Source organism: Streptomyces sp. NPDC055243 (genome assembly GCF_044544025.1).
GTDB lineage: Bacteria > Actinomycetota > Actinomycetes > Streptomycetales > Streptomycetaceae > Streptomyces.
Genome location: NZ_JBITWR010000015.1, coordinates 162542 through 184543, shown reverse-complemented (window position 1 = coordinate 184543; position 22002 = coordinate 162542). Strand labels below are relative to the sequence as shown.

General features: G+C 71.9%; 21 protein-coding genes. 3 read left to right on the top strand and 18 right to left on the bottom strand.

Annotated features, from left to right (window positions below; all coding sequences use genetic code 11):
- Positions 1-86: 86 nt before the first annotated feature.
- The gene (locus ACIGXX_RS34375) at positions 87-1817 is read right to left on the bottom strand and encodes a CocE/NonD family hydrolase (RefSeq protein WP_366463021.1); all 1731 of its coding nucleotides are present in this window, start codon (positions 1815-1817) and stop codon (positions 87-89) included.
- Between the two features lie 123 nt (positions 1818-1940).
- Between ACIGXX_RS34375 and ACIGXX_RS34370 the strand changes: the two genes are divergently transcribed.
- Positions 1941-2555: a TetR/AcrR family transcriptional regulator gene (locus ACIGXX_RS34370; RefSeq protein ID WP_366463020.1), complete on the top strand. Its 615-nt coding sequence runs from the start codon at positions 1941-1943 to the stop codon at positions 2553-2555.
- 273 nt (positions 2556-2828) lie between these two features.
- Entirely contained in the window at positions 2829-4295 is a 1467-nt protein-coding gene (locus ACIGXX_RS34365; protein WP_399981628.1) for an amidase, read from the top strand.
- Positions 4296-4369: 74 nt separating this feature from the next.
- Here the strand turns inward: ACIGXX_RS34365 and ACIGXX_RS34360 are convergent, their stop codons facing one another.
- The 5 genes from ACIGXX_RS34360 to ACIGXX_RS34340 form a co-directional block, all read right to left on the bottom strand.
- Positions 4370-5458, bottom strand: coding sequence for a serine hydrolase domain-containing protein (locus tag ACIGXX_RS34360; RefSeq protein ID WP_366463018.1), 1089 nt, complete (start codon positions 5456-5458; stop codon positions 4370-4372).
- Positions 5455-6438, bottom strand: a complete 984-nt coding sequence (locus ACIGXX_RS34355) for a DUF6895 family protein (protein ID WP_399981624.1) — start codon at positions 6436-6438, stop codon at positions 5455-5457. Before ACIGXX_RS34355 ends, ACIGXX_RS34360 begins: the two co-directional genes overlap by 4 nt.
- The gene (locus ACIGXX_RS34350) at positions 6435-7244 is read right to left on the bottom strand and encodes a hypothetical protein (RefSeq protein WP_399981621.1); all 810 of its coding nucleotides are present in this window, start codon (positions 7242-7244) and stop codon (positions 6435-6437) included. The genes ACIGXX_RS34355 and ACIGXX_RS34350 overlap by 4 nt, the downstream gene beginning before the upstream one ends.
- Positions 7241-7429 carry a hypothetical protein gene (locus tag ACIGXX_RS34345; RefSeq protein ID WP_351157796.1) on the bottom strand — a complete coding sequence of 63 codons (189 nt, stop codon included), beginning with the start codon at positions 7427-7429 and terminating at the stop codon, positions 7241-7243. Before ACIGXX_RS34345 ends, ACIGXX_RS34350 begins: the two co-directional genes overlap by 4 nt.
- A gap of 251 nt (positions 7430-7680) precedes the next feature.
- Complete coding sequence (locus tag ACIGXX_RS34340) at positions 7681-8043, bottom strand: DUF952 domain-containing protein (RefSeq protein ID WP_399981616.1); 363 nt, start codon at positions 8041-8043, stop codon at positions 7681-7683.
- A 324-nt stretch (positions 8044-8367) separates the two neighbouring features.
- Here ACIGXX_RS34340 and ACIGXX_RS34335 point away from each other — a divergent pair, with 324 nt between their 5' ends.
- Entirely contained in the window at positions 8368-9054 is a 687-nt protein-coding gene (locus ACIGXX_RS34335; RefSeq protein ID WP_399981613.1) for a phosphatase PAP2 family protein, read from the top strand.
- Positions 9055-9076: 22 nt separating this feature from the next.
- On the opposite strand, the gene ACIGXX_RS34330 is transcribed toward ACIGXX_RS34335, so the two are convergent.
- Genes ACIGXX_RS34330 through ACIGXX_RS34275 form a run of 12 tightly spaced genes read right to left on the bottom strand, consistent with a single transcriptional unit; the run spans position 9077 to position 22001 of the window.
- Positions 9077-10441, bottom strand: coding sequence for a glutamate-1-semialdehyde 2,1-aminomutase (locus ACIGXX_RS34330; protein ID WP_399981714.1), 1365 nt, complete (start codon positions 10439-10441; stop codon positions 9077-9079).
- A gap of 25 nt (positions 10442-10466) precedes the next feature.
- On the bottom strand, positions 10467-11018 hold the full coding sequence (locus ACIGXX_RS34325; RefSeq protein WP_351157790.1) for a dTDP-4-dehydrorhamnose 3,5-epimerase: 552 nt from the start codon (positions 11016-11018) through the stop codon (positions 10467-10469).
- Positions 11015-12277: a polysaccharide pyruvyl transferase family protein gene (locus tag ACIGXX_RS34320; RefSeq protein ID WP_399981609.1), complete on the bottom strand. Its 1263-nt coding sequence runs from the start codon at positions 12275-12277 to the stop codon at positions 11015-11017. Before ACIGXX_RS34320 ends, ACIGXX_RS34325 begins: the two co-directional genes overlap by 4 nt.
- Positions 12274-13221 carry a glycosyltransferase family 2 protein gene (locus ACIGXX_RS34315; protein WP_383826191.1) on the bottom strand — a complete coding sequence of 316 codons (948 nt, stop codon included), beginning with the start codon at positions 13219-13221 and terminating at the stop codon, positions 12274-12276. The genes ACIGXX_RS34320 and ACIGXX_RS34315 overlap by 4 nt, the downstream gene beginning before the upstream one ends.
- A complete protein-coding gene (locus ACIGXX_RS34310; RefSeq protein ID WP_366463012.1) occupies positions 13218-14492 on the bottom strand; it encodes a hypothetical protein in 1275 nt (424 codons plus the stop codon). The genes ACIGXX_RS34315 and ACIGXX_RS34310 overlap by 4 nt, the downstream gene beginning before the upstream one ends.
- Before the next feature lie 5 nt (positions 14493-14497).
- Positions 14498-15772: a DUF4910 domain-containing protein gene (locus tag ACIGXX_RS34305; protein WP_399981604.1), complete on the bottom strand. Its 1275-nt coding sequence runs from the start codon at positions 15770-15772 to the stop codon at positions 14498-14500.
- Positions 15769-16794 (bottom strand): SDR family oxidoreductase, encoded by a 1026-nt coding sequence (locus ACIGXX_RS34300; RefSeq protein WP_351157780.1) that lies wholly within the window; start codon positions 16792-16794, stop codon positions 15769-15771. Before ACIGXX_RS34300 ends, ACIGXX_RS34305 begins: the two co-directional genes overlap by 4 nt.
- A 3-nt stretch (positions 16795-16797) precedes the next feature.
- Complete coding sequence (locus ACIGXX_RS34295) at positions 16798-17478, bottom strand: PIG-L deacetylase family protein (protein ID WP_399981599.1); 681 nt, start codon at positions 17476-17478, stop codon at positions 16798-16800.
- On the bottom strand, positions 17475-18269 hold the full coding sequence (locus ACIGXX_RS34290; RefSeq protein WP_361471163.1) for a sugar phosphate nucleotidyltransferase: 795 nt from the start codon (positions 18267-18269) through the stop codon (positions 17475-17477). Before ACIGXX_RS34290 ends, ACIGXX_RS34295 begins: the two co-directional genes overlap by 4 nt.
- Positions 18266-19501, bottom strand: coding sequence for a class I SAM-dependent methyltransferase (locus tag ACIGXX_RS34285; RefSeq protein ID WP_399981594.1), 1236 nt, complete (start codon positions 19499-19501; stop codon positions 18266-18268). The genes ACIGXX_RS34290 and ACIGXX_RS34285 overlap by 4 nt, the downstream gene beginning before the upstream one ends.
- On the bottom strand, positions 19498-20739 hold the full coding sequence (locus tag ACIGXX_RS34280; protein ID WP_351157769.1) for a glycosyltransferase: 1242 nt from the start codon (positions 20737-20739) through the stop codon (positions 19498-19500). Before ACIGXX_RS34280 ends, ACIGXX_RS34285 begins: the two co-directional genes overlap by 4 nt.
- 2 nt (positions 20740-20741) lie before the next feature.
- Positions 20742-22001: an O-antigen ligase domain-containing protein gene (locus ACIGXX_RS34275; RefSeq protein ID WP_351157766.1), complete on the bottom strand. Its 1260-nt coding sequence runs from the start codon at positions 21999-22001 to the stop codon at positions 20742-20744.
- Position 22002 lies beyond the last annotated feature (1 nt).

Genomic DNA, 22002 nt, shown 5'->3' with positions numbered 1-22002 from the left:
GCTACTGGTGCGGGTGGTGCGGGTGGTGTGAGTGGCGCGGGTGGTGCCGCTGTGCGTCGGGCCGTGCGGGGGCGACGCGGGGTGGTTCAGGCGCCGGGTGCGGGTGCGGGCGCGGGCGTGGGTGTGGGCATGACCGTGACGGTCAGCCGGGACGGGCAGGCGCCGCCGGTGTGCAGGGTCTGGGTGCTGGGCTTGGCGGTGAGCGCGGTCCAGGGGTTCTCGCCGGTCCCGGGAGCGGGCAGGAACAGGGGGTGGTCGCTGCCGGCCACGAGCAGCGCGAGGCGGTGGCCGGGACGCAGCCGGTAGCCGGTGTGCCCGAGGTCGAGATGGATCTCGTCTGCCGTATCGGCGGCGCGCACCGCCACCTGACCCCGCGCGATCTGGTGCACCCGCCCGTCCGGCCCGAGGTCGACGACCTTGGCGAAGACGTCGAACTCCGGCGCGGTGCCGGTGACATGGAGATCCACGGCGACCGGACCCGCCAGGTCCAGGGGCTCGGTGAGCACGGGCGCCGAGAACACGAGTACGTCGTCTCGGGCGGCGACCGGCGCGAGGTCCGGGTAGCTGTGCAGATAGGCGAAGGAGTCCTCGACCAGGGAGGGCACCGGGGCGTCCGGGTCGTGGGTCCACTGCGTGGCCTGCTCGTGCTCGCCGGGCACGTCGGGCACGTCGGGTACGTCGGCCAGTAAGGCGCCCGGCAGCGGGCCGGTGGCGCGAGCCAAGTCGGTGAGCCAGTAGGTCAGTTCGGTGCTTTCCGGTGGCGGCCAGGCGGAGGAGGTCCGCCAGTCCCCGTGACCGAGTTCCCATGTCACCTTGGACAGCGAGGACACCGGACGTATGCCCTTGAGGAACACGTCGAAGAAGTCGATCGCCGGATTCGCGTAGTCCGGCAGCATCCGGGCGAGGGCGTCCTCATTGGTGTTGTGGTCGTCCTCGTCACGGATCGGCGCCTGCGCGAGACGGTAGTTCTCGTGGTCGACCGCGCCCGCCCACAGGTACTGGACGGCGTCCCAGCCGGGCCGTGAGGCCAGTTCCATGTAGTCCCGCATGTGCGCGGTGACGATGTTGTCGAACCACCCCACGCAGTGCAGCACCGGAACCGGCCGCGCGTCGAAGGGGTGCAGCCCCGGCTGCGTCGACAGACCCGTCTGCCGGGGCGCCAGCAGATCGAACCACAGGGAACGGGCGCCGATGGCGCGGAACGCCTCCTCGTACTGCTCGATGACGGGCCGTGCGGAGCGGTCGATCCGGTACTCGTACGAGTCGTTGTCCACCCAGTGGTGGGCGAAGTACTCGACGCCCTCCAGCCACACCGGCACGTTCTGCCCCTCGGGCTGCCAGATCGTGGCGAAGTCCGCCGCGGTCACGCGCGGCACGATCGCCCGCAGCGCCGGGTGCTGGGCGGCGACGGCGGCCCACTGGGTGAACCCGTAGTAGGAGTCGCCGAACATGCCCACCCGGCCGTCCGACCAGGCCTGGTTGACGATCCAGTCGATGGCTTCGTAGCCGTCCTGCGACTCCCGCAGGAAGGGCAATGTGCTGCCGCCCGAGCGGAATTTTCCGCGTACGTCCTGCACCACCACGGCGTAGCCGCGGGCGGTGAACAGGCGCGCGATGCGGTCGAAGTACACGTAGCGGCTGTTCTTGTCGTAGGGCAGGCGCACGAGCACCGCCGGGAACGCCGTGTCGTCGCCCTGCCGGTGTGCGGGGAGGTAGACATCGGTGGCCAGTCGTACGCCGTCGCGCATGCGGGCCATGTACTGCCGGGCGTTCTCGGCGAGGGGCGCCGCGCCGATCCGCTCGAAGGTGAAAGGCATGGGGCGTCTCCAGCCGGACGAGATGCGAGGACGAGGAGATACAACAGCGTTGTGTAACGCTGTTGTATGACAACATTGCAGCAGTACGCCACCGCGTCAACACTCCGTATTGAGGTCGATGACATGCCGATCGAGGTAGACACAGCCCAGCGGCTCGACGAGATCGCCGCCGCCACCATCCGGGTGGCCCGCGAGCGCGGCGTGCGCGCCGTGACCATCCGCGCAGTCGCCGAGCAGCTCGGCGGCTCGACGGCCATGGTCACCAACTACGTCCCGAGCCGCTCCGACCTGATGGTCAACGCGATGCGGCACGCGGATGAGGAGTGGGGGCGCGAGTTGGAGGGAGTCCTGGAGGGCACTCAAGGGGCGGAGCGCCTCGCGGCGTTCGCGCGCTGGATGTGCACCACCGCGGACGACGACGAGGTGATGCGCAGGCTTCTGATGGAGATTGTCGGGGCCGGGGCCGGGGCCGGGGCCGGGGCCGGTGTCGGGCGTGAAGTCGATCGGGTGCGGACGGTGGCGCGCGCCCAGCGGGACGAGCTGGAGGAGGTGACCGTCGCGGCGGGCACTCCCGCCCCCGAGTTGGCGGCGGACATCCTGCATCTGCTGTTCCGTGGGTACTGGCTGTCCACGCTGGAGGATCCCGAGGGGTGGTCGGACGAGCGCGGAACGCGGGCTGTTCTGGCGGCGGTTGAGCTGCTTCAGGGCGGGGCGCCCAAGGGTGCTGCCGGGGAGTGAGATCGGGGCGGAGGTCGGGTGTGAGGTCAGAGGCGAAGCCAGGGGTGAAGTCAGAGGTGAAGCCAGGGGTGAGGCTGGCGGTCAGGTCGTGCGGGTCTTGACAAGCCGGGTGGTGGACATGAATCTGAGCTCCAGCAAAAACAGCGTTGTATGACGCTGTTTGATTTCTGAGCAGAGCATCTGAGCGGAGCATCAGTACTCCGCCGCGCTAGCCGCACGGCCGGGCCGACTCCCGGGTGCGGGCGCCCCCTTCTTCAGAGGCGAGAGGCGATCATGGAAACCCGGAGTCCGGCTGCCGAGCTGTGGCAGCGCACCGCCACCGACCTGGCCGATGCCATCCGCAGACGCGAGATCTCGTCCGCCGAGGTCGTGCGGTCCTGCCTGGCACGCATCGAGGAGACCAACCCACGCCTCGGGGCGCTGGTCGACATCCGCCCCGACGAGGCGCTGGCCGATGCGCGCCGCGCCGACCGGGCCGTCGCCGCGGGCGACGAACTCGGCCCGCTGCACGGTGTACCGGTGTCCACCAAGATCAATACGGATCAGCGGGGCTATGCCACCAGCCACGGCGTGGCCGCCCTCGCCGGGCGCCCCGCGGAAGGGGACGCGGCCTGCGTCACGGCCCTGAGGCACTCCGGCGCCGTCCTCCTCGGCCGGAGCAACGCCCCCGCCTTCTCCTACCGTTGGTTCTCCACCAACGCCCTGCACGGCCGCACCCTCAACCCCTGGGACACCGGCCGCACCCCCGGCGGCTCCAGCGGTGGCGCCTCCAGCAGCCTCGCCGCCGGGATGACACCGATCGCACAGGGCAACGACATCGGCGGTTCGATCCGCTACCCGGCAGCCTGCTGCGGGGTGGTCGGCATCCGCCCCACCGTCGGCCGGGTCTCCAACTGGACGCCGCCGGCCTACGCCGACACCCCCGCGGGCAGGAAACAGATCGACTTCCCGCCCACCGTGCAGGCGTGCGCCGTCGAGGGGCCGTTGGCCAGGACGGTGGCCGACGCCCGCCTCGCGCTGAACGTCATGACCACCCCTGACCTGCGCGATCCGTACGGCATCCCAGCCGCGCCCGGCCGTCTTGCGGACGGCGTGAAGGCCAAGGTCACGGTGGTGCGCGGCATCGGCACGGTCAAGAACCACCCGGGTGTCGACCTGGCTGTCTCCAGCGCCGTCGCACGGCTCGTCGACGCCGGGCACGAGGTCGAGGAACTCGACGACCTGCCGCTGCTCGCCGAGGCCGCGCGCATCTGGGCCCTGCTGATCTACGAGGACTTCCGCCCGATGCTCCCGCTGGTGAACGAGGTCGGCGACGACGACATCCGTGCCTCCCTGAAGTACTCCTTCGGCGGGGCGGCGGGCATCTGGGGCGAAGGCCCGTCGCTGGAGACGTACATCCAGGGCTGGGCGCGCCGCGCCTCCCTCATCACTCAGCTCCAACACCTCCTGGGCATCCACCGGATCCTGCTCACGCCCGTCAGCGCGGAGCTGCCGTTCGAGCAGGACGCGGACATCGCGAGCCCCGAGCGCGCCGCCGAACTGGTCGCCGCCATGTGGCCGATGACGGCGGTGCCGGTCCTGGGCTTCCCCGCCATCACGGTGCCGTCGACGCTCAGCGAGGGCCTGCCGGTCAGCGTCCAGCTCATCGGCGGACGCTACGCGGAGGAGCGGATCCTCGACGCGGCACAGGCGATAGAGGACCGCACTCCGCGGTTCCTGCCGCCTCTCCTGGGCGGCTAGGGGGTGGGCGGCCGGGTGTGCTCGGGGCTGTCCGGCTGCTGCCTCGACGCCTCTGGAATGCCTCTGCGCATCCTCTACCTGATTCCGCGGGAAGCCTCCGGATCGGTTTCCCGTGCGGTCTCCTGTGCCAGTGAGCGCAGTGCGTCGTATGCGCGCTGGATGAACCTGCCGTTCAGGGTCGGGGCGGCGTTGGTGAGGGCGACGAGGGCGACGCCCGTCTGCGGGCTGAAGCCGGCGAAGGACGTGAATCCGCGGGTGGCGCCGGAGTGGTGGTGGAGATCGTGGCCGGGGCGCGGCTGGATGTTCCAGATCAGTGCGAGGCGCCGGGTTCCGCGCGGCGCGACGAGCCGGGGGCGGATCACGTCGGAAAGCCCGGCCCGCAGGGAAGGGCGCGCCGCGATGGCCGGGTCGATCAGGGCGTCGAGCAGCCGGAGCATGTCCCGCCCGCTGGAGCGCGCGGCCCCGGCCGCGGGCAGGCCGGGGATCTGCCAGGCGGGGCGGGGGCGGCCGTGCCAGTGGCCGGTGGCCTGGGGGAGGTCGGCGCGACAGTCCGTGTGGTGCAGGCCGAGCGGGTGCAACACCCGTGCGGCGAGGAGGTCTTCGTAGCCGCACGTCTCGTGGGCGTCGTCGTGGGCATCGACGGCGTGGACCAACAGGTGTCCGAGCAGGCCGACGCCGAAGTTGGAGTAGGCCAGGCGTGAGCCGGGCTCGAAGCGCGGCCGGGTGCGTCCTACGGCGCGCAGCAGGTCGTGGTGCGAGAACCCGGCATAGGGGTTGGTCAGCAACCGGGCGGGACCGGCGGTCAGCAGCCCCGGCGGCAGCCGGGGGAGCCCCGACGTGTGGGTGGCCAGGTGCAGCAGGGTCATGGCCGCACCGCGGGGACGCGGCGTGGCTGCGGGCGGCAGGAACCGGGAGACGGGATCGTCGTGGGAGACCTCGCCCCGTGCGACCAGTTCCGCGAACAGAAGGGCCGTCAGAACCTTCGTGAGGGAGCCGATTTCGAAGCGGGTGTCGGCGTCGACCGGTTCGCCCCCGTGGTGCGCGCTGCGCCCTTCGGCGATGAACACCCGCTCGGCACCGCGCCGCAGGGCGATGACGGTGCCACTGGCGCCGGTCGGGGCGTCGAGCAGCGGACCGGCCGCCTCGGCCGCCCACCGCGTCATGGGCGGGCCGAGGTGCCGTCGGGATCATCGGGCGAGCCGGGAGGTTCGGGGAAGGCGGGGGAGTCGCGGTCGAGGATGCGTGAGACCGCCAGCGTCCCCGCGATCGCGGCGACGACCGCGGTGTGCTGCTGGTCCGAGAACCGCGTGTCGAGGTCGGCGCAGACCTCGGCGGTGTCCCGCGGGACCAGACCGTCCTCGTGCTGGATACCGGCCATGAGCTCCCAGGCTCCCGGATCGAGGTAGGGCTCCTTCAGGCAACTGCCGACGATCATCAGCTCGCCCACCAGGTCCCACTCCCCGACCTCGGCCCAGATGTCGATCCAGGCGGGCAGCCACGCGGCGAGATAGTCGCCGATGTCGTCGGGAAGGCCCTCCGGCAGACGGCCCCAGTCGGTCACGTGGAAGACCGTGTGCGTCATGTTGTAGCCGGTGATCCAGTCGATGAGCCAGGGCTCGGGAGTGTTCCCGAGCCAGGTGGCGCGGATCAACTCCTCCCAGGAGCCCGTCCGGCCGCCGCTGTCGAGGCCGGTCACGCGGGTCGCGTTGGCGACGGCGAGGGCGCGGTTGGGCTGGTGCTCCACGCTGCGTACCGACCTCAACCCCGTGACGTGCCCCAGCAGTTGCTGCATGGGCTCGTGGCGGTAGCCGCCGCGGGCGAGGTGCGCGTACGTCTCCAGGGAGTCCGTCATGAGCGGGTAGCGGAGCAGGCGCGCGTAGAGCAGATCGCCCTCGCCGAACTGTCCCCAGGCGTGGTCGATCATGTCGCGGGCCAGCCGCAGCCCGTTCGCACCGGACACGGACTCGCGCAGCACCAGGGAGGAGGCGAGGGCCAGTTCGCCGAGCGCCTTGTAGGCGCCCGGAGGGTCGGAGACATCGGTCCCCGCGCCTTTCGGCAGGGCGCCGCGGTGGTGGTGTTCGTGCAGCCAGCCCAGTGCCTTCGCGCTCACCTGGTGGGCGGTCGTCGCCGCCGACGCCGTCATGGGTGCTCCAGTCCGAGTAGTTTGCCGGCGATCGCGGTGTCGAGGGCGAGCCGGGGTCCGTTGCCGAGCACCCGCAGGTGCGCGACGAGCGGGACGGGGTCGAGCGGCAGTGCCACGCCCTCGTGCTCGAGCAGGGCGAGCCAGCGGGCGATCCGGGCCGCCGTGGGGTAGTCGCGGCGCAGCAGCGACCGCGTGGCGCCCCGGGCGAGGGCCAGCGGCGCACCGCGGGCCGCGGTGTGGACCGGTCCGTCGAGTCCGGGGAGGGCCAGCGAGGACAACTGTCCCATCCGCACCGACCATTCGGCCCAACCGAGATCACGCGTCGTATCGGGGGACGGAGCTTCGGCCGGGCGGATCGGGGCGGAGATCCCTGCCCGCGCCGCCAGGAGGGGCGCCTCGGTCGGCTGCGCCGCATACGGAGAGGGCGCCCTCGCCGCCTCGCCCTCCGCCGCGAACCGTGCAAGCATCGATGCGGTGGCCCAGTCCCGCCATGCCATCACCCATGGTTCGGCGGGCCCGGCGGGCGGCGACTGGGGAACGCTCTGCGGGGGCGGGAAGACGCTGAAGGACCGCGCCACAGCCTCTGCGTCCAGTGGGTGCAGGGCCACGCCGGTCAGCAGGTGAGGGGCGAAGGCGTCCGCGCCGACGACCCGGACCGCGGCGAGCGCCGCGGCACCGTCCTCGGCGTCTTCCACGTGTGCGGCGACCATGGCCGCGCCCCCGATGCCCCGCAGGGCATCGAGGGCACGGCGAGCAAGGTCGGCCGCCGAGTCGGCGTACGCCGTCCGGGACCGATCGGAGCTCACTTGTCCTTCGGCTCCTTCGGCTGCGACGGGGAGAGAAGCAGCCCGAGCAGGAGGAGACCGGCGCCGCCGGCCTGCGGTGAGTAGACGGGGGCGTCACTCACGGCTGTCTCCGGCTCCACCATCGCGGCGCCGAGCGCCACGGGGTCGGGGCTGAGAAGGGGTGAGTGCACAGTCTGAGCAAGCATGGGTGCCTCCTAATGGATGTCACGACCATCTCGGTGATGCTCAACCCCCCTTAGGCTACATCGAAATTGGGCGATTAGCGTCTTATGTCACGCTACGTGGCTTTATGTCTAATTCAATAGTGAACGACCCTCTACGCCCTGGGGGTACTTCACCCGGCTACACCCCAGGGGTACTTCGGCCGGCGGAGCCGGCGTGCCACGCCCCGACGTCAACACCGCTGCCCTCGCGGGCAGTTGGGCGCGTCCCAAGCTCACGTCCGGGGGACGAGGCGGGTCGCCCGTCCCTCCTGGTCCCGCTCGATCTCCAGCAGCCCCTCGACCGCGGTGCGGTCGATCGGTCCGAACACGTGCGGAAACAAGGTGCCGCCCGGAACCCCCGGCGGCGGGGTGGGATCCGCGGCCTCCCACCGCACCGTCGCGCCGAGCTTGTGCTCGTCGACTTGCAGCAGCATGAGCGGCCCGGCGGCGTCCTTGTGGAACGCGGTAGCGACCGCCAGGGAGGTCTCCTCATCAGGAGAACAGTGGACGAAACCCTCGTCCGCGAGAGAGGCGGGCGCGTAAGGCCCGTCGGAATCGGCGAGCCAGTCGCCGAGCGTCACCACGTGGTAGATCATCGTTCGGTTATAGCGGGCGACGGCGCAGACCGCGCGGTACCCACGGCTTTGTCAGCGGCCGTGCGACGGATCGAGGCTCTCAGGCGGGAGGCCTGCCTCGACTTGAGTCCCGGGGCCGAAAGGCTTGGGTGATCACCGGGCTTACAAGAGGGCCCCGCACGGCCCCTTTCGGTTGGTTAGGGTGGGAAACACCGCCAGCCGCGCAGCGAGCCTGGAGCAGGGGAAACAGGAAGGCGCTGATGCATGGCTGGCCACCGGTCGGATGACGGGGCGCGTCCTCGCCCTGGCTCGGGAAGTCGGGATGCGGAGCGCCGTCTGCCGGTCGTGGATCGCTATCGCCGGTCCACCGGCCGCGGTCGGTCGGCGACCGCCGTGCTACCCCCGGTGCTGCGGGCCCCGCTCGGGCTGGTCGCTGTCCTCGCCGCGTTGGTGGTTGTCGTGATCGGGGTTCTGTACGCGGGGCACAGTGAGCCCGGCACGGTGGACCGGTGGTTCGTCCAGCCGACGGCGGACAGCGTGCGGGCGCCGTGGCGGGGCGTCGCGCTGGCCACGGACTTCCTGGCCGAGCCCGCAGGGGCGGCGACGCTGATCGTCCTCGCCGTGGCGGGCTGTCTGTTGCTTCGGCGTCCTCGCGCCGCAGTGCTCGTCGTGGTCGGCGTCTGCGTGACCGTGGGGGCGACGACGGTGCTCAAGTCCCTTGTGGGGCGCACCATTCACGGCGACGGCAACCTGTCCTACCCGAGCGGGCACACCGCCTTTCTCACCGCGCTCGCCCTCATGGCGGCGCTGTTCGTGGCGAGGCGGCGCGACCTCGGCAGGGCGGCCGGCACGTCACTTGTGCTCGCCGCGGCGCTGGTCGCCGGTGCCGCCATGGGGTGGGCACAGGTCGCCCTGGGCGCGCACTACCCCACCGACGTCCTGGGCGGCTGGTGCACCGCCCTTGCGGTGATCCCGGTGACCGCCTGGCTGGTCGACCGGGCGGCCAACGCCGCCCGGCGGGACCATCCCTGACGTCACGTCACGTCACGTCACGTCACGCCAGGCGGCGGAACACCGGCTTCACCGGTCGCCCCGCCAGCCAAGGAGTGGGATCACCGGCGTCCAGCGCCTTCCGGTACACCGCACATGCCTGGGCCACCACTTCGACGGTGCGGTCGATGTCGGTGTCGTCGAGCGCGCTGCTCACCACGAACGAGGGCGCCAGGACCCCGCCCGCGAGCAACTGGCGCAGGAACAGCGTGCGGTACGGCTGAGACGGCTGCCGCCTCTCGTCGAGCGTGCCGAAGACCAGGTTGCTGGCCCGGCCCCGGACGACGACGTGGTCGGCCACGCCCATGCTGGCCGCGGCGTCGCGGACACCGGCGGCCAACCGCTCGCCGAGAGCGTGCAGTCGTGCGGTCACGCCTTCCTCGACGTACGTGGTCTGCACGGCCATCGCTGCGGCCAGCGAATGCGTCTCCGCGCCGTGCGTGGTGGACAGCAGGAACACCCGGTCGCCGGAGTGCCGCAGCCCGCCCCACTCCATCAGGTCGCGGCGCCCGGCCAGCGCCGAGACGGCGAATCCGTTGCCCAGCGCCTTGCCGAAGGTGGAGAGGTCGGGGACGACGCCGTACAGGCCCTGGGCGCCCGCCTCTGACCAGCGCAGACCGGTGATCATCTCGTCGAAGATCAGTACGCATCCGTGCCGGTCGGCGAGGTCGCGCAGGCCCGCGAGGTACCCGGGAGCGGGGTCTTCCCTGCTCGAACGGAGTTGAGGGCTTGGGGAAGGCTCGGTGTGGCCTGTGGGTTCCAGGATCAGGCAGGCGATCTCCCCTTGGTACCGGGTCAGGAGCTCCTCCGTCGCCGCCAGGTCCCCGTAGGGGAACGCCACGGTGAGCTCGGTGGTCGCCTCCGGGATACCGGCCGACATCGGCGTCGTACCGATGAACCAGTCGTCCACGGAGAAGAACGGATGGTCGCCGCAGACGGCCACCCGCGGACGCCCGGTGACGGCGCGGGCCAGGCGCACCGCGGCGGTGGTGACGTCGGAGCCGTTCTTCGCGAACTTCACCATCTCCGCGGTCGGCACCGTGGCCAGGAAGCGTTCCGCGGCCTGGACCTCCACGATGGACGGCCGGACGAAGTTGCTGCCGCGGTCCAGTTCCCGCCGCGCCGCCTCGGTCACACGGGGGTGGACGTGGCCCAGGCTCACCGACCGCAGGCCGGACCCGTACTCGATGTAGCGGTTGCCGTCGACGTCCCACACATGGGCTCCGCGGCCGTGGCTGATGACCGGGGCCAGGTCCTCGGGGTACTGGTCGTCGCCCTTGGCGTACGTGTGCGCGCCCCCGGGGATCATCGCGTGCAGCCGCTCGTTCGCCTGCCGGGACCGGGGCAGGCGGAACTCCTCGGTGTCCACGGTGTTCGCAGTGTCCACGGCGGCTTCAGCTCTCTTTCTGCTTCAGGGCCTCGGCGAGGCTCGGCGCCTCCCGGTCCCGCTGGGACATCGATGTGACCGGCAGCGGCCACGCGATGGCGAGCTCCGGGTCGTCGTGGGCGATCGTCACGTCCTCGGCCGGATCGTGCGGGCGGTCGATGCGGTACGAGGTGTCGGCGGTCCCGGTCAGCGCCTGGAAACCGTGCGCGCATCCCGCCGGGATGTACAGGGTCACCTGCGTCTCGCCGGACAGCTCGAAGGTGGCCACGTTGCGGTACGTCGGTGAGCCGGGCCGCAGGTCCACGACGACGTCGAAGATCTTCCCGGACGAGCACCGCACCAGCTTGGCCTCGCCTGCTCCGGAGCGCAGGTGCAGTCCGCGCAGCACTCCCTGGACCGAGCGGGAGAGGCTGTCCTGGATGAAGGTGTCCGGGTCGAGGCCCACCGAGCGGACCACGTCGGCGTCGAAGGTGCGGCAGAAGAAGCCGCGTTCGTCGGCGTGCGGTGTCGGCTCGAACAGGTACGCGCCGTCGATCTCCGGGACTTCGGTCGCTTTCATGGGGCCTTCCGCGAGGTGGGGGCGTGGTGGGGGTCGAGGTCGTGGCCGGTCGGCGGGAACAGGGCCGCGGTCAAGGCGGTGAACTGGTGCTGGAGTTGCCGGGTGGCGTCCCGGTTCCGCTCGGCGAGCGTCCGCCGTACCTCCACCGCGTGCTTCTCCAGCGCCCGGAACTGTTCGAGCAGCCGGGCGGCGTCGACCTCACGGGCCGGGTGGCAGTACGCGCCGAGGCCCATCCGTTCCATGAGCGCGTCGCTCTTGGCCGCGTAGCTGAGGGCGAGCGTCGGCGTGCCGACCTTCAGCGCGCAGATCAGGTTGTGGAACCGGGTGGCCACCACGGTGTCGGCGGCCGCCGTCTCCTTCATCAGGTCGGCGAGCGAGGCCGCCTCGGAGGAGGTGACCAGTGGTGAGTCCACCGCGTCGAGGATCGCGGCCACCACCGACGCGTCGCATGCGTCGCCGGTGAGCAGCCGGACCGCCCTGCCCTCCTCGACAAGCGTACGGACGAACCGAGTCGTGCCGTCGAGGTAGCGCCGGTGGATCTCCCCGGCCCGGGCGCGGTCGTCGTTGCCGCCGTGGAAGTCCATGACGCCGACGCAGACCGGGCCCGTCGGGCTCGCAACAGGGCCCGGGGGCGCGCTCGCCGACGGGGTCGGCAGGGCGAAGGCGAGGTCCGGGTAGACCTCGTCGCGCGTGGTGTCCACGCCCATCGCCCGCATCGCGTCGCGGGACAGGGCGTCCCGGTACGAGCGGTAGGCGGCCAGCCGCGCCGACCAGCGCACCAGGGCCCTGGTCGGCCGGTCGGCGATCTCGGCGGCGCCGACGCTGACCAGCGCGACCCGAGTGCCGAACAGCCGGCCGGACGCGCAGAGCAGGAACAGCGAGTACGGGAAGCCCCACGGCCGCAGCGGCAGCGTCGCCTCCAGGACGCCCATGCCCGGCACGATCACCACGTCGTGCCGGCGCACCCAGGCGGCGGTGCGGACGACGTCGACGAGTTTGCCCAGACCCTTGCCCGCGATCGCGCCCGCCCGCGACGCGGTCCGGTACTCCCCGCGGTACCAGTGCAGCCGCGTCGCGGGAATCCGGTAGCGGGCCGTGACGACCTCGGGACCGCCGCACAGAGCGTCCACGGCCGCCTCCGGGTGCTCGGCGCGGAGGTGGCCGAGCACGGCCTCCAGCGATCCGTCGTTGCCGAGGTTGCCGGAGCCGAGCAGGCCGAACACCCCCACGCGCACCGGAGTCCGGCCCCCGGACGTCATGCCTGCCTCCCCTCGCGTCCGGCGACGAGGGCGTCGACGGAGACCGGATGCAGGGCCGCGTCGACCGGGGCGCGGTCCTCGACCCGCTCGCCGGAGCCCGGCCGGACCCGGCTGGTCATCCAGGTGGCCAGGTGGCGGTAGCACGCGCTCCGGTCGGCGGAGGACAACGGCGCCCGCCGGATCGCCGAGGCGAACCCCGCGACGTACTCGGCGAGCAGCCGGGGCGTCGGGTGCAGCGGGCCCGCCCGGCGCGGGTCCAGGTTGACGCACCGGGAGCGCATGGAGGGGTTCGCCCGCTCGGCGCGGGTGGGGTGGTCGCGGCGGAAGTACAGCAGCTCCGGCACCTGGTGGAAGGGCCCGTGCAGGGTGATCTCGGCGACGAACGTGCGGTCCGCGTGGTGGTAGCTGTCGTGCGGCTTCACCCGGCGCAGCACGTCGGCCCGCATCACCCCGTAGAAGTCGTCGCCGCCGGGCTCGAAGAGCAGACTGCGGAAGCGCTCGGGCGCGCGCGGCGAGTCGGTGGCGAGCCCGTACTCGTAGGGGACCTTCACCTTGCCGTCCTCGTCGATGACCGCCTGGTCGCTGTGCGCGAGGATGACGTGGGGCCGCTCGTCCAGGGCGTCCACGCAGCGCCGCAGCAGGTCCCGGGCGTACAGGTCGTCGTGCGAGGCCCACTTGAACAGCTCGCCGCGGCACTCGGTGAACACGTAGTTGTGATTGGGCGCGGCGCCGATGTTGCGGGTCAGCCGGATGTACCGGATGCGTGAGTCCTTCGCCGCGTACCGGCGGCAGATGTCCTGGGTCCCGTCGGCCGACGCGTTGTCGGAGATGACCAGTTCGAAGTCCTCGTAGGTCTGGCCGAGCAGGGCGTCGAGCGCCTCCGCGAGGTACTCCTCGCCGTTGTACACGGGCAGGCCGATGCTCAGCCGGGGTTGGGCGGTCATGACGTCCTCACTTCGGGAAGGGTGTTCTGGTGGCGCTCGTGCAGGGCGGACCGCAGCTGTAGCCACCACACGGCCGAGCCGCAGACGGTCGCGGCGGCGACGCCCCAGGCCGAGCCGACCGTGCCGGCCACGGCGGCTCCGCCGAGTCCGCCGCCGACGTAGCAGGCGGAGGCGAACAGTTGGCAGCGCAGGCTGCGCCGGGCCGCGGCGAGCGCGCGAAGCCCGGCCGCCGCGCCGGTACCGAGACCGGCGCCCGCGACGCCGAGCGCGGCCGGCACGATGAGCTCCGACGCGGAGTGCCAGACGTCGCCGAGCACGAGCTCGCCGGCGCGGTCCGGCATGAGGAGCAGCGCCGCGCCCCACAGCAGCGCGGCGGCGGCCTGCCCGCCGCCGAGGAAGAGGCAGAACCTGCCCAGGCGGTGCGGGGCCTTGCGCAGCACCCGGGCCGCCTCGGCGACGGTGACCAGCGACAACCCCATCAACAGCGCGAGGAACGGGCCGAGCAAAAGCTCGGCGCCCCGGACCGCGCCCACCGCGCCGACCCCGACGATCACGCCGAGCCCGTAGGCCCGCAGTTGGCTCGCGCCGCTGACGCTGACGTTCTCGACCAGATAGCGGTAGCCGAGGTCGCGCTGCTCGCGCAGCCATCCGCGCGCCTCGGTCAGCCGGGGCCGGATGCCGGACTGGAGGCAGCCGTACACCGCGGCCACCGCGGCGGACGCGCCCCAGGCGAGCACGAAGGCGGCCACGCTGCCCACCTGGGCCGCCACGACCATGGCCGGGACGAGCGCGATGCCCCACACCAGGTCGTTGGCGAACGCCTTCTGGCCGGTGCCGGCGGCGAAGAACGCGAACCGCCAGGCGTCCTGAAGCAGCAGCGCGGGCAGCACGACGCCGAGGCTGACGAACGCGGGCCCCACCCGGCCGCCGAGGCCGAGCCCGACCAGCAGACACGCCGCGCCGAGGACGACACCGACGGCGAGCGCCGCCCCCGACGCCCGGGTCGCCGCGGTGCGCCAGGACGCGGCCGGCACGCCGCTGAAGCGCACCACGAGCGGGTCGGTGGCCAGACCGCGGGCGACGTTGAGCACCACGCCGTAGGTCAGCCAGGCCAGGCTGAACACGCCGAACGCGGCCAGGCCCAGCGAGCGTGCCACGTAGATGCCCACCGCGAAGTTGGTCATGCTGGAGGCCGCCTGGTCGGCGAGGCCCCAGGACAGCCGGCCGACCATGGCCCGCTTGGCGGTCCGCTTCTTCCCCTCGGCGGTCATCGGCGTCACGCCTTGATCAGTCCGGCGCCGTGCAGGGCGTCGGCCGCGGTGGCGACGGTGTCGAACGGCAGCCCGGCCCGCTCGGCGACGTCGAGCAGACTGTGCTCGCCGTCGGAGAGGCTGAGCACCCAGAGCATCGCCATCTGGGCCTGTTTCGCGTCGCTGCGCCCGCCCAGCGACTCGTACAACCCCCGTCGTCCCAGCTGTGGTTCGCCGTAGGGACTGAGGTTGAGGTAGCGCCGGTTGCGGTCGAGCACGGCGAACGCCTCACCGCAGACGGCGAGCGTGTCCTCCATCGCCTCCGGGGTGACGAAGCCCGGGTTGTCCGCCGAGGTGTGGTACTCGGGGTAGCCCGCGTACGGCGTCCGGCTGAGCGAGCCCACGCCGAGGTTGAACCCGGGGGAGCAGAACTGCCGCTCGTCGTAGCCGTACGGAGTGAACTCGGTGACGCGGTGCGGGCGTTCGGATGCGGCGAGCACGTGCCGCATCACCCGGTCGATCTCCGCGTCGGCGCGCCTGCTCTGCTTGTACGTCAGCTGGCCGGAGTCGCCCGCGCAGGCCAGCACGAGGCCGTGCTTGACGTGCTCGATCCGCTCCGCGTTGCGGGCCAGCCAGGTGATCGCCCCGATGGTGCCGGGCGCGTAGATGAACCGGTAGGTGTAGTACGGCGTCTCCCGCGCCAGGGCGCGGGCCAAAAACGTCGCCACCGCGATGCCGGCCAAGTTGTCGTTGGCCAGCGACGGGTGGCAGACATGGCAGGAGACGATCACCTCGTCGGGGACCTGGCCGGGGATGACGTGCTCGGCGTAGGTGAGGTGGCCGTCGGCGAGCGTGGAGTCGACACGCACCTCGTAGTCGCCGTCCGGCAGCGCGTCCAGGGTCTCCTGGGCCAGGCAGAATCCCCATTTCGGCTCGTAGTAGCTGGTGCGGTAGGGCACCCAGCTCGGGTGGTCCGGCAGGGTGTGCAGGTGTTCACGCAGCTCGGCCAGCGGCATGGTCGTCGACACCGGCACGCTGTAGCCCAGCACGTGCAGGCTGGACGCGGCGAAGTCGACGACCCGGTTGCCGGCGGAATCGGCGATGTAGGCGTCCCGGATGTTCCACTCCTGCGGCACCGTCCAGTCGAGCACCTGCGTCCCGGTCGGCACCTCGTGCATCTCCAGGGGGACGTACTCGTTGACGATGTCCAGGGTGGCGCGCACACCGTCGCCGGTGATGCTCCGGCAGAGCGGGTACAGCCGCTCCACCAGAGCATGCATCTCCTCGCCGACAGCGGTCATCGGCGCCCTCGCAGGGTGGCGTCGACGGTGCCGGCCTCGGACGCCGCGCGCAGCACGGCGAGGCGGGTGAAGCGCTGCTCGAAGTCCTCGCGGGTCAGCCCGTACGTCCGGTAGGCGTCGGCGAGTTCGAGCGCGCCCTGCTTGACCGTCCACTCGCAGTCGAAGCCGGGCACCGCGGCGCGGAACCGGGCGAAGTCCACCCGGTAGGAGCGCGGGTCGGCGCCGTTCTCCCCGGTGATCCTCACCTTCGACCCCGACACGGCCTCGGCGACCTGCTCGGCGATCTCGGCGACCGTGACGTTGTTGACCTCGCTGCCGATGTTGAACGCCCGGTCGTGCACCGCCTCTCGGGGCGCGGTCAGCGCGGCCGTGAAGGCCCGGGCGATGTCGGCGGCGTGCACCAGCGGGCGCCAGGGGGTGCCGTCGGAGAGCACCAACACCTCGCCGGACAGGAGCGCGTGGCCCACCAGGTTGTTCAGCACGATGTCGGCACGCAGCCGGGGCGAGAAGCCGAACGCGGTGGCGTTGCGCATGAACACCGGGCTGAAGTCGCCGTCGGCCAGCGCGTGCAGGTCGTCCTCCACCCGCACCTTGGACTCCGCGTACGGCGTCACGGGGCGCAGCGGGGCGTCCTCGGTCACCAGGTCGTCACCGCCGGCGGCGCCGTAGACGGAGCAGGTCGACGCGTACAGGAAGCGCCGCACTCCGGCCTCGCGGGCCAGCCGGGCCAGGCGTACCGACGCGTGGTGGTTGATGTCGTAGGTGAGGTCCGGCGCCAGTGATCCCAGCGGGTCGTTGGACAGCGCGGCCAGGTGGATCACGGCGTCCACCCCGGTCAGGTGGTCGACCGCGACGTCGCGCAGGTCCACCCGGTGGCCCTGCGGGTCCGCGGGCGGCGGGCCGAGGACGCAGTCGGCGAACAGGCCGGAGTCGAGACCGACGACCTCGTGCCCGGCGGCCGTGAGGACCGGGGCCATCACGGTGCCCAGGTAGCCCTGGTGTCCGGTCAGCAGTACGCGCAAGGTTCATTCCCCCACATTGGAAGTGCCCAGGACATTCGAAGTGCCCAGGTCGAGCGTGAATTTGGTGACGGCGAACGCCTCGGCGTAGCGCGCGTGGCATTCGATGCCGCGGATGCGTGCGAGGCCGAGGAAGGCCTCGCGGTCGTACCAGGGGCGGTGGCGCTGCGAGGGGTAGTGCTCCTGCAGCAGCCGCACCTTCCGTTCGGCGATCTCCGGCGACAGCGGCTGGTACGCGGGCGGACGGCCGAGATCGCCGTCCCACTTGACGATCTCGTAGCCGAGTACGAGGTGGTCGCGGAACGCGGTGGTCATCAGCCGCGCCAGGCCGCGGTGATCCTGGTGCGCGTCATCGGTGCGCGGCGCGAGCACCAGATCAGGGTCGGTCTGCGCGCGCAGCTCCTCGACGGCGGCCTTGGCCTCCTCCCACTGCGCCGGCAGCCGGCCGTCCGCCAGCTTGAGGACGGTCAGCCGCAGGTCGGCGCCCGGGCAGAACGCGGCGAGCGCGGCCTGCTCCTCCTGCTCCCGCTCGCTGCCACCGCCGGTGAGCACCAGCGCGTCGACGCGCATGCCCGGCTGCGCCAGGCACATCGTCAGCAGGCTGCCGCCGGCGCCGATGGCGATGTCGTCGCAGTGCGCGCCGACCACGACGATCCGTTCCAGGGGTCCGGCCCCCAGCCGGATCACGCCCGGGCTCCGGCGGCGTCCCGCTCCCACACGGCCCACGGGCGGTCGCCCCGGGCGTAGGCGTCGTCGAGCGCGGCGCGCTCCTTCACGGTGTCGGTCGGCTTCCAGAAGCCGCGGTGCTGGTGCGCCACGAGGCGCCCCCGCTTGGCCAGTTGGGCACAGCCGTCGGCGACCAGGTCCCCGTTCTCCGGGATGTGGTCGAAGACCTCCTGGCGGAGCACGAAGTAGCCGCCGTTCTCCCACATCGGCAGCTCGCTCACCGGGGTGATGCCCCCGACCAGGCCGTCCTCGCCCATGTCCACGCAGTGGAACGAGGACTGGGGCGGCACCACCATCATCGACGCCCCGGCGTCACGCCGGGAGAACCGGTCGATCATCTCCGGCAGCGGGGCGTCGGTGAGCACGTCGGCGTAGTTGGCGAGGAACATCTCGTCGCCGTCCAGGTGGTGGCGCACCCGGCGCAGCCGCTCACCGATCGGCGACTCGATGCCGGTCTGCGCGAACGTGATCGTCCAGTCGGCTATGTCGGTGGACAGCAGCTCGGTCTGCCCGCCCCGCAGCACGAAGTCGTTGGACGTCGTCTCCTCGTAGTTGAGGAAGAAGTCCTTGATGTGCTGCGCCCCGTACCCCAGGCACAGGATGAACTCCGTGTGCCCGAAGTACGCGTAGTAGCGCATGACATGCCAGATCAGCGGCCGCGGGCCGACCATCGCCATCGGCTTGGGCATGTCGTCGGAGGTTCCGCTGCGCATCCGCAGTCCGTAACCGCCGCAGAACAGGACGACCTTCATGACTTGACCTCGACAATGCTGAGTTCCGGGATGGGAAAGACAAGGCGGCTGCCCCACTCGTGCACGAAGGACAGCTGCTCGACCAGCTCGGCGCGCAGGTTCCACGGCAGGACGAGGACGTAGTCCGGCTTGTCGGCGGCTATCCGCTCGGGCGGCAGGATCGGGATGCGGGTGCCCGGGGTGAACCTGCCGTGCTTGTAGGGGTTGCGGTCGACCGTGTACGCGAGCAGGTCGGGCCGGATGCCGCAGTGGTTGAGCAGGGTGTTGCCCTTGCCCGGGGCGCCGTAGCCCACGACGCTCTCGCCGCGCTCGGCCGCATCGATGAGGAACCGCAGGAGGTCCCGGCGCACCTTGGCCACCCGGGCGGAGAACTCGGTGTACCCGGACAGCTCCTGCAGCCCGGCGGCCTTCTCCCGGTCCAGCACGTCGGCCACCTGCTGGGTCGGCTCGCCCGCCACCTCGGTGGGGCGGGCCCACAGCCGGATGGAGCCGCCGTGCGTGGGCAGCAACTCGACGTCCACGAGGGCGAGTCCGCCGCTCGCCAGCGCCCGGGCCGCGGAGGCGACCGTGTAGTACTGGAAGTGCTCGTGGTAGATCGTGTCGTACTGGTTCTCCTCGATCAGGGTCAGCAGGTGCTGCACCTCGATGGAGACCCAGCCGTCGTCGGCGACCAGGGCGCGAAGACCCTGGGTGAAGCCGACGACGTCGGGGATGTGCGCGTACACGTTGTTGGCCACGACCAGGTCGGCCGGGCCGTGCTCGGCGCGGGCGGCCGCGCCGGTCTCCGGGCTCAGGAACTCCGTGAGCGTGGGCACGCCCGCCTCCCGTGCCGCGGCGCCGACGTTCACCGACGGCTCGATGCCCAGGCAGCGGATCCCCCGGTCCACCATGTGCTTGAGCAGGTACCCGTCGTTGCTCGCGACCTCGACCACGAAGGCGTCGGGACCGAGCGCAAGACGCTGTACGGCGTCGGCGACGAAGGTGCGCGCGTGCTCCACCCAGGAGGTCGAGAACGACGAGAAGTACGCGTACTCCTTGAACGTCTCCTCCGGCGTGATCAGCGGCGGGATCTGCGCCAGCCAGCAGTCGGTGCACACCCGCAGGTGCAGCGGGTACGCCGGCTCCGGCGTGTCCAGTTGGTCCGCGGCGAGAAAGCTCTCACACGGCGGGGTCGCCCCCAGGTCGACGACGCTCGCCAGAGTCGCCGAGCCGCAGAGTCGGCATCGTGTCATCTACTGCCCCCATCCCTGCCCGCGCGGGTGTCCCCGCCGCGAGCCAGTGCTGACCGACCCGCGATCGCGGTGCGGTACTCCTTCACCAGGCGCTCAAGACCGACGGCCGGGCTGAAGCCCTGCTCGTAACGGCTCCGGGCCGCCTGGCCCATCTCCCGGTTGCGGGCCGGATCGGCCGCGATCCGGCGTATGCGGGACGCGAGCGAGGCGGCCTCGCCCGGCCGGTGCAGCAGCCCGGTCACCTCGTCGTCGACGAGTTCGACGAAGGCGCCGTGTCCGGCGGCGACGGTCGGGACCCCGGCCGCCATCGCCTCCACGACCACCAGGCCGAACGTCTCCTGCCACGTCGAGGGCGCGACCACGGCGACCGAACGCGCCACGGCCTTGCGGGACTCCGCCGCGTCGTACAGGCCGACGTAGCGCACGTCGTCCCGGCCCGCCGCCCAGGCGGCCACCTCCTGCTCAAGCGGCCCCGCCCCCGCGATCACCAGCGGCACGCCCACACCGCCCTGTGCGGTGATCTCGTCCCACGCGGTCATGAGCAGCCGCAGGCCCTTGGCCTCCGCGAGCCGGCCGAGGTAGAGCAGATGCTCGCCGTCGCCCTCTCGGGAGGCGTCCGGCTCCGGCACGAAGTTGTGCTTCACCACCAGCCGCTCGGCCGGCAGGCCGGAGCGCACCAGGATGTCGCGCTGCGCCGCGGAGATGCACAGGAAGCGCTCCACGCCGGACCACCACCGCCGCCGGTTGACCGTCAGGCCGACCGCGAGCGGCACCGTCGCGAGCCGCGAGCCGCGGTAGCAGCCGTGCCGGACGGCGGGCAGCGGCGCCGACCTGCCCACGCACTCGGTGCACGGGCGGCCGTCGCGCTGGAGCGTGCCGGGCGGGCAGACCTGGTTGTAGTTGTGCAGCGTGGCGACGGCGGGCACACCGGCGTCGGCGCAGGCGGCGAGCACCGCGGGCGACAGGAGCGGGAAGACGTTGTGGACGTGCACCACGTCCGGGCGCGAGGCGCGAAGGCGGGCGGCGAGCTCCGCGCGGACCGCGGGGTTCCACGGCACGAGCAGCGGCACCTTGGCCTTGCCGAGCAGGGACAGGGCACCGATGTCGTCGCTGCGCCGCTCGAACACCTCCACCCGGTGGCCGGCCGCGCGCAGCAGCTCCGCCTCCTGGTCGACGACCTTGTTCTCACCGCTCGGCTGCGCCGACGCGTAGCGGTTGTGCACCACGAGGACATGCATGCTCAAGTCACCTCCGATGTGCGGGCCCAGCGCGGTACACGGCGGCGCGGGGCCGGGGGCGTCGGCAGCTGCGTGACCGCGGCGGGTGCCGCGAGCAGCGAGGCGGCCACGGCCAGATGCAGCAGATACGGCGAGGCGTCGCCGAGACCTGCCTCGGTGTACGACGCGATCGCGCAGTAGCTGATCAGGAAGATCGCGCAGGCCCTCGCCAGCGACGGCGGCCGCAGCAGCGCGACGCCGGCCAGCACGATGATGATCGCCGCCACGATGGCGGCGCCGGTCAGACCCTGTTCGTGGTAGACGGCCAGCCAGCTGTTGTCGATCGGAAGCCCGCCGAACGACTTGTCGCCGAGCCCCATGCCGAACAGCTGCTCCGATGTCGTGCGCGGGGCCGCGAGCAGGGCGTCCCATACCTTGGCCCGCCCGGTGAGGTTGGAGAAGTTCTCCTGGCTCTGCCCGCGCAGGAACCACGCCTGCACGGCGGTGCTGAAGGCCACCGTGGCGACGGTGGCGCACAGCACCGTCCAGGCGAAGAACCGGCGGGCGGCGGCACTGGTCAGGATGAGCGAGCCGATCGCCAGCGCGAGACCGACGAGCAGGCCGAGCGTGGCCGTGCGGGTATGGGTCAGCGCGAGCAGGACGAGGGAGGGCACGATGACCACCGCCGCGCTGGTCCTGTCGGTCCTGCGGCCCAGGAGGAGCAGCACGGTGAGCCCGATGATCACCGCGGCGTACTGGCCGATCTGCGGCGGGGTGAGCGGCCACAGCGCGCCGACGAGCCGCCCGCCGTAGAGCTCGGGCAGGGCCGCTCCCGGTGAGATGACCAGGCCGGCGGCCACCGACCCCAGCACCACGAAGTACATCCGGATGTGGTGCCGCACGAACGTCACGCCGCCGTCCCACCAGCGGCTGAGCAGCCACAGCGTGGCGACGAAGAGAGCGAGCCGCCCGCAGCGGAACAGCGCCCCGAACCCGGACTCCAGGCCCACGCTGGCGATCACGCTCGGCACGAGCAGCAGGGTGAGCAGGAACACGAAGGCACTGGCCCGGATGTGCAGCCGCAGATTGACCGCGAGCGCCAGCGCGAACGCGGCGACCAGCGCGCCCATGGTGACCATCTGGATGAGGGAGCGGGGCAGCGGGACGATGGTCTTCGCCCCGGCGGAGCCAAGGGTGTTGAGGATCAGCAGCCCCCAGACCGTCCCGACGATCTTCGACGTGTGGTCCTTGTGGTTCATGTGCTCCGTGTGCTGTGTACTCATC